At 39.1% G+C, this 13,106-nt stretch carries 10 protein-coding genes; 9 read left to right on the top strand and 1 reads right to left on the bottom strand.

From position 1 onward, the window contains the following. Nucleotides 1–68: 68 nt before the first annotated feature. Complete coding sequence (locus tag IPP66_06925) at nucleotides 69–914, bottom strand: FkbM family methyltransferase (protein MBK9925012.1); 846 nt, start codon at nucleotides 912–914, stop codon at nucleotides 69–71. A gap of 364 nt (nucleotides 915–1,278) precedes the next feature. Here IPP66_06925 and IPP66_06920 point away from each other — a divergent pair, with 364 nt between their 5' ends. The 9 genes from IPP66_06920 to IPP66_06880 all read left to right on the top strand — a co-directional run bounded on the left by IPP66_06920 (nucleotide 1,279) and on the right by IPP66_06880 (nucleotide 13,049). Beyond that, nucleotides 1,279–4,728 carry a glycosyltransferase gene (locus IPP66_06920; GenBank protein ID MBK9925011.1) on the top strand — a complete coding sequence of 1,150 codons (3,450 nt, stop codon included), beginning with the start codon at nucleotides 1,279–1,281 and terminating at the stop codon, nucleotides 4,726–4,728. Between the two features lie 95 nt (nucleotides 4,729–4,823). Then, a complete protein-coding gene (locus IPP66_06915; protein ID MBK9925010.1) occupies nucleotides 4,824–5,768 on the top strand; it encodes a hypothetical protein in 945 nt (314 codons plus the stop codon). A 66-nt stretch (nucleotides 5,769–5,834) separates the two neighbouring features. Then, nucleotides 5,835–6,662, top strand: a complete 828-nt coding sequence (locus tag IPP66_06910) for a sulfotransferase domain-containing protein (GenBank protein MBK9925009.1) — start codon at nucleotides 5,835–5,837, stop codon at nucleotides 6,660–6,662. Nucleotides 6,663–6,682: 20 nt separating this feature from the next. Beyond that, on the top strand, nucleotides 6,683–7,555 hold the full coding sequence (locus tag IPP66_06905) for an FkbM family methyltransferase (GenBank protein MBK9925008.1): 873 nt from the start codon (nucleotides 6,683–6,685) through the stop codon (nucleotides 7,553–7,555). Nucleotides 7,556–7,620: 65 nt separating this feature from the next. Continuing rightward, nucleotides 7,621–8,766 (top strand): glycosyltransferase family 4 protein, encoded by a 1,146-nt coding sequence (locus IPP66_06900; GenBank protein ID MBK9925007.1) that lies wholly within the window; start codon nucleotides 7,621–7,623, stop codon nucleotides 8,764–8,766. Then, entirely contained in the window at nucleotides 8,763–9,713 is a 951-nt protein-coding gene (locus IPP66_06895) for a glycosyltransferase (GenBank protein MBK9925006.1), read from the top strand. The genes IPP66_06900 and IPP66_06895 overlap by 4 nt, the downstream gene beginning before the upstream one ends. Beyond that, on the top strand, nucleotides 9,710–10,828 hold the full coding sequence (locus tag IPP66_06890) for a glycosyltransferase family 4 protein (protein MBK9925005.1): 1,119 nt from the start codon (nucleotides 9,710–9,712) through the stop codon (nucleotides 10,826–10,828). The genes IPP66_06895 and IPP66_06890 overlap by 4 nt, the downstream gene beginning before the upstream one ends. Before the next feature lie 40 nt (nucleotides 10,829–10,868). Further along, entirely contained in the window at nucleotides 10,869–12,014 is a 1,146-nt protein-coding gene (locus tag IPP66_06885) for a glycosyltransferase family 4 protein (GenBank protein MBK9925004.1), read from the top strand. 30 nt (nucleotides 12,015–12,044) lie between these two features. Then, a complete protein-coding gene (locus tag IPP66_06880) occupies nucleotides 12,045–13,049 on the top strand; it encodes an undecaprenyl/decaprenyl-phosphate alpha-N-acetylglucosaminyl 1-phosphate transferase (protein ID MBK9925003.1) in 1,005 nt (334 codons plus the stop codon). The last annotated feature ends 57 nt before the right edge of the window (nucleotides 13,050–13,106 follow it).

Below are 13,106 nucleotides of genomic sequence, written 5' to 3'. Positions count from 1 at the left end.
TCTAATTTACATTATTAGTAGTTACAACAATATCACACAAAATTTGATGCTTTTAAGTTATAAAACGTTCAAGTTTTGATGTTTCTTGCATTTATTATTTTTGTTAACTCAACAACTGTTTCTAACGGATCACTGAAAGGGATTTGTTTACGGATAAAAGGTTTAAAATAATCAAAAAGGGGAGGTCTAGCAAAATTCGATGCAAAAACAAAGCCATCATAAGACGTAGTCTCATAATCAAAACCAGAGGCCACCTCAACTCTATAACCAAAGTATTCAAGTTTTTCAACAACCTTCACATGAATATCCTGTGAATGTGTTGATATAAAAGCATAATGGATCAACCCTTTTTTCAAAGTATCAGAACTTCCATCTAACATTTCGATCTCAAAGCCTTGAATATCTGAGTGTAATATACTTAAAGTTTTAAGTCCGTTATTCATCATAAATTTATCGACCTCAAATTGCCCACAAGCAACATATTCCTGAATAAACTCACCAACACAGTTATTCAATTGAAAATTATATTTTCCAGCTTGTATGTTCACTTCATTTGGCTCTACAAGATATACAGATGCTTTAGGATGAATTTTTTTTAGCCACATTGAATAGTGGCCCCAATAAGCTCCGAGTTCAAGCATTGATGAATTATCCGGAAGCACATTCATCAACTCCTGAAAAACATATTCTTCAAGAGGCTCATGAACGCCTCTATTAATAACAAGAATGTCACTAAAGTTTTCATAATAAGAGTATTGCCCTCTCAAAGGAACTTTATTCCCGTTATGAAGATAGACAAGGTCCTTATCAATCATACCGGCAAGAGGGTGCCTCTTAATCAGCAAATTCAATGGATCTGACACGATCTCGCGAAACCTTCCCAAAAAATCCGTTGCGTCAGCCTTAGTTTCCATTTAATAACTCCTAATGAAGTAGAATATTCTATATCAGTATTTTACTCTATGGGAAAGTATAAGTCTGTAAAACTCTCATACTGCATAACGACAACAATAAAATCTTAAGTTGTTTTTTGTTCACATATTTTTAGCGTTCATTAACTATATCATCCAAGTTGCTATACCGACTATAAAACCTTCCATCATCCCGAACAAGGCTTTTATCGAAAGAACTTCATCTCTCCCACTAGGAGCTAAGATGATGACTTTTAACGAAAAAATCGTGAGAGTTTGTTGCAAGATGGTAATTTGAGTTAAGATACAATTTAGGTAATTAACATCTTCCACTCAAGAGGGTGTGTTTACGGAGATTCTAAGCTACATGAAAAATAATTTACCAAAAATAAGTATTGTTATCCCATCCTATAATCAGGGCGTATTCCTACAATATGCATTAGAAAGCATTTTTTCACAAATGTACCCCAACCTTGAGGTAATTGTCATGGACGGAGGGTCCAATGACCAGTCACTAGATATCATTCGCTCATATAGTGAAAAACTCAAATATTGGCAAAGTCAGCCCGATGAAGGGCAGGCGAATGCTATTAATATGGGAATGCAGTACTGCAACGGAGATATTGTCTCGTGGTTAAATTCAGACGACTGGTATATCAACAATCCATTCTGGGTAATAGCCCGTGCATATCAGGAAAACCCCAAAAGTGGCTTATTCATTGGTAACGGATTTCGCCATAAAGATGGTGAATTCAGACCTTTTTGCCCTCGTCATGTTGCAATCTCAAGAGAAGTATTGAGCGAGGGGCTAGACTATATCCTTCAACCTGCAACTTTCATGTCTCGTGATGCATGGCTTCAATCGGGCGGGTTGAACACTGAGCTCCACTACGGTCTGGATTGGGATCTATTTATCAGAATTCTCGAAAAGCACTCAGCAGTTACTATCAATGAATTTCTAGCTGTAAGCAGGGAATATGAACAAACAAAAACATCATCAGGACATTTAGTACGCGCGCGAGAACTAATTGAAATTGCATCTAACAATACTTCAAAAAAAGAAATACTGGGACAAGTCTATTATTTAATGTCAGATTCAATTTATGAATTCCTTGCAATGAGTAATGAGCTTTCCACGAGCAGAGTAATACCAAACTTACCCAATATTCAACAGGAATTACTATCTATTATTGCTCAAAGTAATCGCCAAACAATAACTTTAGGTTCTTTTTTTTATCTAATGGAAACGCTACTCAGCACATGTGTAGATGAAGCCGGATACTCAGAAAACATACGCAGCTTCATTTACGCAACCATGCAAAAAATCCAACAGGAAATGAAAAAAAGATGGGACACCCCAGACCCCTTCCCAATAGAATCAGACACACAAGATAAGACCTTTATCCCCTTTGCAAGGGGTACTGAACGTTTTTCAGAAGATGCCCAAGGAGTAAAACTTTTTCCTGTAGTATCAATAATCATACCATCCTACAATCAAGCAGATTTTCTTTCAAAAACAATCGAAAGCATAATCAACCAAAAATATCCATTAACTGAAATAATCGTATATGATGGCGGATCCACGGATGGAAGTGTGGATATTCTAAGAAAATATGCACAGCATCTTGCATATTGGCAATCCGAAAAAGATGAAGGTCCATCTCATGCCATAAACAAGGGGTTTACAAAAGCGACTGGTGAAATTATTGGCTGGCTTAATTCCGACGATGTCTTAACTGAAGGCGCACTTTGGAGTATCGTAAATGAATTTATTCAGAATCCAGAAACAGAGGTTGTATTTGGTAATGCTTTATACATTGACGAACAAGACAATTTATTTCTCGCTAACCACGGGACACATAGAACTGGCTTATATTACGGAAAACTCGAGGCAATAACCAATGTTCCATTTTATTGGACCTATATCCATGCTATTCCCCAGCCAACAGTTTATTTTCGGCGCCATTTAATAGAAAAAACAGGCAACATAAATCAATCGTATCATTACATCTTCGACTTTGAGTTTTTCTGGCGTCTTCGTAAAGTCGCAAGCTTCAAGAAAATCGAAAAGACACTTGCACTATATAGAATTCATTCACGCTCGAAAACCAGCGACTGGAACAAGTTTCTTAGAGAACTCTTTCGCTTTAGTCAGCCTCTATGGCCTGAAAGAAACACGATTGAATACCAAACCACAATTACATCTCTTATTAATCATTACTTCCCTAATCATAGCCAGCTCATAAAACAGATCATTAAGCTATGCGTCGAATATAAGATAACCAGCCCTGAAAAAATTGGGGCTCCATTTTATGTTAAGAAGATTGTATTTAAAATAAAAGAGTTACTTAAAACAATTAATAACAGGGGAAAAATAATCATAAGTCGACTTAAAGCCTTGGTTCAGCATATCTCCAATAAAAAAGCACCTATAAAGAACATAGAATCACTCCAAACTGATTTGCTGAACGTAGAACATCGAGAAAGCCCAAAATATGATGTTTTGGACAGAGAAAAAAAATACACAATAACATTTTGTGGCTTTCACTATCCTTTTCACCCAGGATACTCAGGAGGTGAAATAAGAGACTTTCATATTCTACGAAAACTTCTAGAAATATCATCTCTAGATTTTTTTGCACTATGGAGTGCCCCAAAAAATAACAGAGACGACAATTTACGCTCTTACTTCCGAACGATATATGAGCCAGATATATTGAACTCTTATCTACCACATAGAATCGACATTAACGCCCTAAAAATGGATATAAAGACTCGCGCTCTTTTATGGACGAGAGAGAAAAATATTCCAATACTTGGACCAATATATCACCATGATAGTCATCGATTCGTATTCGCAAATCATGCTTATGTTATACCCAGTCTTAGCTTGGCTTTAAAGGTTACAAAACCGGATTTTCTATTTATTGGCCCTCAGCTAAACCCATTACCTCTACAAACATTCACCGTACCCACAAACACAAGACTAATATTATCTTCTTACGATGTAGAGGCCATTCGATTAGAGCGCATGGCAGCATCGAGGAGAGGATTGGCTAAGAAAGCATTGCAATTAGAAGCTCGTCGTGCTAGCGTCTTTGAACGAGACACACTTGAATATTACGATGGCATTATTGCTGTTAGTGAAACTGATAAACAATCTTATATTCAAAGGTACCAATTCGATTCTGATAGAATACTTGTACTCGACAATAGTGTTGATACTGAATATTTCTCCTACCAACCGAGAATAGAAACAGACCAACCCAATATAGTATTCATAGGTAGTTTGGGGTACTGGCCCAATCACGAGGCTGCGCAACTTTTGCTAAAAGACATAATGCCATTGGTAAGAAAGCAAATTCCAAATGCACGTGCCTGGATCGTTGGGCAATCCCCTGGACGTGAGTTACTAGAACTATCAGATGGCATTTTAAACATTGTCACCGGACAAGTTGACGATGTACGCTGCTATCTTGATATTGCGACAGCAGCATGTATCCCATTACGCACCGGCAGCGGAACTAAATACAAAGTTCTTGAAGGAGCCAGTGCCGGGGTACCCATTATATGTACACCGCTTGCTCTTGAAGGATTAAGTCTTGAGCCTAACAATCACGTTCTTGTTGGTCAGTCGAATCAAGAACTGGCTGATGCTATTATCAAGGTAGTAAAATTTCCGAAAGAGAGTCAAATACAAGTACAAAAAGCGGCAGCACATATAGAAAAGTACTATTCCTGGAATAGCAACCTCCAAAAACTCCCCCCCTGGCTTGAAACTATTCAACACTTACCTAGACGCAAATTCAAAGAATAATGTATTTTCTGCTTTGTGCATTCTAAATTAACTAATTCGTTGATAAAATAAAGTCTTGATAAAATGAAACCGGCAAGAAAGGAGTAACGAGAGACATGAATTATTTGAACAAAGCACTACAAGTTTTTCAAAGAGAGGGCCTAGCCGGGGTTACAAAACGCATCCAGTTTAAATTGGGTAAAAAAAACATTACAGAGATTCAAAGCGAGGATATGGAAATAATTAGGGAAAAACAAATCTATCAAGAACAGATAGACACTCTAAACCACTATATTGCCAACATCAATTTTCCGGGAATACAAGATTTTTATTGGTATCATGCCGTTGAGTTAGAAAACGGTATTGTCACACCGGGTGACTATGATTATCGTAATAGCCTTGATGGATTTCATTTTCCAGAAAACATGACTGGAATGAAAGTATTGGATGTAGGTTCAGCGACTGGTTTTTTTGCCTTTGAGTTTGAAAAACGAGGGGCTACTGTAACATCTGTGGAATTACCGTCGCTAGTTGAATGGGACATGATCCACAACGAAAAAGAAAATATTCTCGCCAATATGATGCATTTTCATCATACCGCTATACCTAAGGAAGCTTTTTACCGCCACCTTGATGGGCCATTTGAATTTTGCCAGGCGCGTAAGAACACATCTGTCAAACGTATTTTCTCTTCTATCTACAATTTGCGTTCTCAATTAAAGGACGACGAATCTTTCGATATTGTATTTTTGGGAGATATTTTATTACACCTCTTTTCACCCTTCATGGCTCTAAATGTAATAGCACCTTTATGTAAGTCTAAACTTATTGTCGCCACAGATCTATTTGCCACCAAGGCAGAAGTTCCCTTAATGGAGTTTCTGGGCACAAGAAGTAAAGGCAAGGACTCACGTACTTGGTGGATGTTTAACGATAAATGTATAGAAGAAATGTTGTTTAGAGTTGGATTTAGCAACGTAAAATTGGCTGGAGAATATTCAGGCATCATGCGGAGAACATGGTCGAGATATCATCGTTATGTTTTTCACGCAACAAAATAGCCCAAAAGCAATCTTCGAGCTATAATAAATAGTTTATTACCAACAAGAAACCTTTGGTATCAATGAATGACTAATTTAACGATCTTCCACATTACTCATTGGAAAGCTGGTTCCCAGTGGATTGCAGAAATTCTGAAAAACTGTGCACCTGAAAGATTTGTGCCCATGGCAATCGCAAACCCACATGGCATGGGTGGACGCGGCATATTGAATTTTTATGTATACCCTGTTAATCCAGGGAATATTTATGGGACGGTCTATCTAACACAGAGTCAGTTTCGTAGCATTATTTACGATCCATTCTGGCAGACAAAAGAACCAGAAGGATATTACTTTCGCAGAGCCGTGATAAATTGGTGGAATTACCGCATCAAAAAGAATACTTGCCGGTCTTTTGTTGTGATTCGTGACCTACGTGATACCCTAATATCCCTTTACTTCAGCGCTAAATTCAGCCACAAGATCATTACAGACCAATTGGCAGAGCTCAGACAGAAGTTAAACGATTTAGACGAAGAAGACGGGATTATGTACATGCTTACAGATGTTCTACCATCCAGTGCGAACATTCAGGCTTCCTGGATTGGAACACCAGATGTATTGATGTTAAAGTATGATGATATCCTTGGTAATGAATTTGCCTTTTTCGAGAACTTGATAGATTATTGTGAAATCAATGTTGAAAAGGGGCGACTGCACGAAATCGTGCGTTACAACATATTCGAAGCCGCTACAGGTCGAAAACCCGGACAAGAGGATGTCAATGCGCACCTGCGCAAGGGCATCGCCGGGGATTGGAAAAATTATTTTTCAGACAAAATAAAAACCGAGTTCAAAAAAAACTATGGGGAATTATTAATTAGAACAGGATATGAAACAAGTTTAAATTGGTAGCTCTAAGCGAAGACAACTCTATGACTTTTATCTCATACTCACAAAACTTCGAAGACCTCATGCTTTGGCGCGCATTAAAACACATCAAAAATGGGTTTTATGTAGATATTGGCGCTAACGACCCGAAACATCTATCTGTTACGAAAGCATTTTATGACCAAGGGTGGCACGGAATTAATATTGACCCGATCACTTATTCACTTCTGAGCCGTGAACGATTAAGAGATATAAATCTGAATATAGCCGTTAGCAATGCACCAGGTGAAATAAATTTCTTTGAGGTGTCTGATTCCGCGCTTTGTACAAGTGACCCACAATTAGCACAGACTTACCGTGAAATGGGCAAGGTTGTAATTGAGCGAAAAGTCCCTACCCTAACATTAAATCAAGTCCTCAAAGAGCATTCTCAAGTGCCTATTCATTTCATGAATATTGACGTGGAAGGGGCCGAACTACAAGTATTGCAAGGACTAGATCTTTCTCTCTGGCGACCCTGGATACTCTTGATTGAGGCGACAATTCCAACAACAACAACTCCATCCTTCGACACGTGGGAACCTTTGATTGTTTCTGCCGAATATAATTTTGCTTACTTCGATGGTTTAAATAGATTTTACGTCTCAAAAGAGCATTCAGAATTGATGGATCTATTCCACTTACCGCCAGGCATTTTCGACGAATTTACACTATCTCGTGAAATCGACAAACAAGATGAACTAGTTGCAAAAGAAAATGTAATTCAAGCACAAAACAAAGAACTACTAGTGCGCGAACAAATCATACAAAAATACCAAGGTTCCTTTTATTTTTGGGTGACAAATGGCCCCCTTCTTATATATATTCGGCCAATCTTAAATCTAATCAAAGGTTTTTTTCGTAGAAATCCATCATAGAAAATGTTGTATATAAATTAACAATTTGCTCTGCACAGTATTCACATTTTGAACAAGGATAAGACTTGTCGCACCAATCATCACAATTAATATACCAAGGCATCAAGATGCGGGTTGCCCTAATCTATCTTGGTAGGCGAGGTGCAGGGGGATGGATAAGTTTTGAATTAGCCCAACAACTTGAAGAAAAATCCGAAGCCATAATAGTGATTTCTCACGATATGGAACAACTATTCTCATGGAAGTCACTACGTGCAGAAAAAGTGTTTACGCGAACTTTTCGCAACATAATATTTGCAATAATATCGCTGATAATTCCGTTACAGATTAATGCACTTATCCGAAAAATTAAACAACATAAGCCTGATATATTGCTTTTTACAATGTTTCATCCATGGAACGCATATATACAAAAAAAAATGCAGGATGTTCCGTCCGTCGCATTTGTCCATGACCCGCGACCACACCCTGACTTGATGGGATGGATTTATGGCAAACTTGAACAGGCATCAATCTCTAAAGCAACACGATGCATCATCTTAAGCAAAAACCTTGTGGAAGATCTGGTTACTCGCGGAATCTCAAAGAACCACATTGATATTATTCCGCTAGGGCTATTTCGCCGCATCACACCCAACTCAAGCCTGCCATCATCAAAAAGGAGCATACCTACTCTCCTTTTTTTTGGGCGAATTGTTCCATACAAAGGCATAGAAACTTTATTACAAGCGTATGCAGAACTACACAAAACTCGTCAAATACGTCTCATAATAGCCGGCGAGGGCGATTTAAGACCATTTCACGATTTTCTCTATAACTTACCCGATATTGAAATCATGAACTACTGGATCCCCGAACATGAGATTGGCAATATTTTTTCAAAAAGCGATCTCTTAATACTGCCCTACACAAGTGCATCACAATCAGGTGTAATACCAATAGCCGCATCATTTAGCTTGCCTGTAATAGCTACACGAGCAGGTGGAATTCCCGAACAAATCGAGGATGGAATAAGCGGTTGGCTAATTTATCCCAACAATAAAAACGCCTTAATCACCGCAATTAAAGATGCTCTGGATCACCCTGATATTGCACAACAGCGAGGAATGGCTTTGAATATACGGTATCAAAACGAGTTCAACTGGGAAAAAATAGGGCAAAGAGTATTAGAAAGCTTAAACATCGCCATACAGTCCAAGGGGAAGAAATGAACAAATTCCCATTAGTTTCAATTGTGACCCCATCATTAAACCAAAGTCGGTATATTCGCTCCACGATCGAATCTGTTTTGAATCAAGATTATCCAAATTTGGAATACTGGGTAATTGATGGGGGGTCAAATGACGGAACTGTTGAAATCCTAAAAGAATACAATGGAAGAATCAGTTGGATTTCAAAAGCAGACAATGGGCAGTCAGAAGCCATCAACAAAGGTTGGATGTTCTCGCACGGTGATATTCTGGCCTGGGTCAATGCCGACGACTTATTAATGCCATCAGCAATACACCATGCTGTAAATGCACTTCTTGCTGATCAAACTATTGGCGCAATATACGGTAATGCATCATACATCAATGAAACAAACAATTTTATTCAAGCCTATCCTGCCCATACTTTTAGCTACGATACCCTAGTAAATAATACTGAAAATTATATTCCACAACCAAGTGTGTTCATACGTAGAAATATTATTGAGGCGGCAGGTTTTCTCGATGAATCTTTGCACTATCTTATGGATTACGATCTATGGCTAAGAATAGGCCTCATCACGTCTATGAAACATTTGTCAATAGACATGGCTTCACTACGCCTGCACTCAAGTGCTAAAACCATTAATGCAATGCCAAAGTTTGCCAACGAGTTTGTCAGAATCTATCAAAAACTATTTACTAATTCATCCATACCAGCACACCTAACCATGCAGTATCTCCCAATTATGCATAAAGTTCATGTACATGCGGCATCTTTCTGTTTTTGGGGGGGGATGCCGAGTTTAGCTATCAAGCATCTTAGAAATGCGTGGACGCTACAACCATTTCCTCGTAACAGAACATTCTGGTTACTTTTGGCATTCTCTATTTTTGGTAAAGTAGGTTGGAGATTTGCCGAATTTTTGCATGGAAACCCCATGCATCTAAAAAGGGGAATATTACGATGACGCCAAAAATTTTACATGTTTCAGCTATGTCTCTTGGAATCGGTGGAATGGAAAATTTCATTTTACAGATTAGTGGTTCTCTTCACAACAAATATGCCTTTGACATTCTTTCAAACGAAAATACCAATAAAGACTTTACCCTTAAATTCAAGGAAAAATGCAATGGAAGTGCTTACACATGGAATGTAAAGCATATATTTGCCCCAAAAGCAATATCACAATTCAACAAGTTAATCAACAAACTAAAACCCGATATAGTCCACATGCACGACTCGCGCACAGGCCTTATAGTACGGCCATTGTTAGAATTAAAAAAAATACCATCTCTTTTAACTTTACATCTACCATCTTACCACTACCAATGGAAAAACTTAACGATCTTGCGTCAAAATCTATATGCATGGGTTGAAGCTCGTATCAATCACATGACGACATCTCATATTGTCCATGTATCTCAACGTGGATACGAGGGTGCAATCCAGAAACGATATGTACCTATTAAACAGCTTCATTTCATACCCTACGGGATCAATCTCGACTCTTTTCATGGACCTAAAACAAACATACCAAACGATATCCCAGTAGTTGTTTGCGTCGCAAGGCTTACATTTCAAAAAAATATTCCTTTACTATTAAACGCGGCTAACATCTTACAACAACAAGGTTTTAAATTCAAACTTTGGCTTATTGGCGATGGTCCCGATCGCCTAAACCTTGAAAAAATGGCGGCGGATTTAAATTTATTAGATACAGTATATTTCTACGGAAATCGTTCAGACATCATCAATCTACTTAGTCAAGCTGATTTATTTGCGCTACCATCTTTATACGAGGCGCGCCCTATTGCAATCATGGAGGCACAAGCCGCTGGTTTACCCTGCGTTTTAAGTGATGTTGCTGACCATCCTATACTGGTTACCAAGGATTGTGGTTATGTTTTTGAATCCAATAATCTGCAAGCTTGCACACATGCACTCGGTAAGTTGTTAAGATCCCCCGCCCAACGCATGGAAATGGGAACTGTCGCACGTAAAAAAGCTCTACAAGAATATGGCTTACACGAAATGACCCAAGCATACGACAATTTGTATAAAACACTGTTACAGAACAAATAACATAGCTTATAAATATCACATTGAAACAGCCATAAACACAATGTCTAAAGCTATTCTCTTTGCCAATACTGATTGGTATCTCTATAATTTTCGTCTTGCCCTTGCAAAAGAGTTACGGTCACAAGGATATGAAGTGATTCTTCTTTCTCCGCCCGGCGACTTTCAGACTCTCCTTCAGGAAAATGGCTTTGAATGGATACCATTTCCGCTTTCCCGTCAGGGCATCAACCCATTTAGAGAGCTACAAACTCTTTGGCGATTGGCCGACATATATCGTCGGGTAAAGCCAGATGTTGTTCATCACTTCACCATTAAACCAGTGATCTATGGGTCGCTGGCCGCTCATATATTGAATATCAAGCGCGTTATTAACTCCATTACCGGTCTTGGTCATCTTTTCATAGATACATCATTTATCACCCGTGTGGTGCGTATCCTTGCCAAAATCCTGTATCGTGTAAGCTTGCATCAAACGCAAGTCATTTTTGAAAACCCTGAAGACCGGGATACCTTTATTCAGAATCGACTATTAAACTCCGAACAAACTAATCTCATCCTTGGTACTGGAGTGGATGTAAATAAATTTCACCCAACTCTAAAAAACAACGATATCCCCACCGTACTTTTTGCAAGCAGACTCCTCGCCACAAAGGGCGTTCTAGAATTTGTGGAGGCCGCGCAATTAATCAAACAAAAAGGAGTAAAAGCACGCTTCGCCATCGCAGGGACGCCTGATCCTGGCAACCCAGCCTCGATACCGCTCGGGCAGATTGATTCATGGAAACAGTCTGACCTTGTGGATATTTGGGGTTGGCAAAGCGATATGCCAGTAGCCCTTGCAAAAGCAGATATATTTTGCCTGCCATCCTACCGCGAAGGTGTTCCCAACGCACTTCTTGAAGCATGTGCATGCGGTTTACCCATTGTAACTACAGATGTACCTGGCTGTAGAGATGTTGTCACTCACGGGGTAAATGGATTTCTCGTTCCATCTCAAAACGCACAGGCGTTGGCAGATGCTATTGAACCCCTTCTCAAAGACAAGGCTCTGCGTGATAAAATGGGATATATGGGTCGGCAAATTGCCCTTGAAAAATTCAGTCTAGATATGATCATTGAACAAACCCTATTGGTTTACCAAAAAACATCATTAAATTTGGTAAACACCAACAAACCTTCAGAATGATTCATCCGTGACTAATCACCGGAGTATTTTATGATCTTGCAGTATGTTGTCCCACTTTTTGGGGCAACTGCCATCACCTTGCTATTAGCTCCCCTTAGCATAAAAATAGCCATCCATTTCAAGCTGATAGATATACCTCACAGTGCTCCGCATAAGACTCATAAGAATCCGGTGCCTAAGGCAGGTGGAATTGCTATCATGTTCGCGGTTTTCCTTATAACGGTTGGAGGTGGCAAGTTATTCACTGGAGATATTTTCCCTATTCTTCTCGCATCCATTCCAATCTTCCTGTTCGGGATTTGGGATGATGCAAAAGGTTTATCAGCAGGGTGGAAACTTCTAGGTCAATGTATCGCGAGCGCAATCCTGATTTGGCAGGGTATTTATATAAGGATGCTCCCTCACCCATCCTTGAATATTGCGCTGACATTTTTTTGGTTAATAGGGATGACAAATGCATTCAATTTGGTGGATAGTATGGACGGTCTCGTTGTAGGCCTTACAGCTATTGCCGGAGCATTCTTTGTGCTTGTTACGGTAGATGCAAATCAATCAGATCTGACATATTTGAGCGCCACATTACTTGGTTCTTGTGTGGGTATGTTTTTTTTCAACTCTGTGCCAGCAAAGGCATTTTTAGGTGATTCTGGCGCGCAGTTTTTGGGTTTTGTGCTGGCTTCGGTAGCTCTTGCCTATACCCCTCCGGGTTTACCACAACCATCATCTTGGTTTGTTCCAATATTGCTCCTCAGCATTCCTATCTTTGACACTACACTGGTGGTTTATTCAAGGTTAAGGCAAAAAGTGCCAATCTACAAAGCCGGGCACGATCATATCTATCATAGACTTATTGAGTTAAACATGTCGCCAACTCAGGCTGTGACAGCAATGCATGTGTCTGCCATCTTGGTCGGTTGCTTGGCCTTTATCGCCCTGCCACTTCATCCTGTTTGGGCAAACACAATTTTTATATCAGCTATCTTTGGTGGATGTTTTGTTATTTTATGGTTGGAGAACAATACTAGGAAAAGATAGGCTATACTCATGGCTAAATAAATTGCCATCTCTGGGGCAAGTATTTATATGCAAAAG

The sequence above is a fragment of the Candidatus Defluviilinea proxima genome (assembly GCA_016721115.1).
Lineage (GTDB): Bacteria > Chloroflexota > Anaerolineae > Anaerolineales > Villigracilaceae > Defluviilinea > Defluviilinea proxima.
The sequence above is the reverse complement of the archived record's forward strand: the minus strand, read 5'-3'. Positions and strand labels throughout refer to the sequence as shown.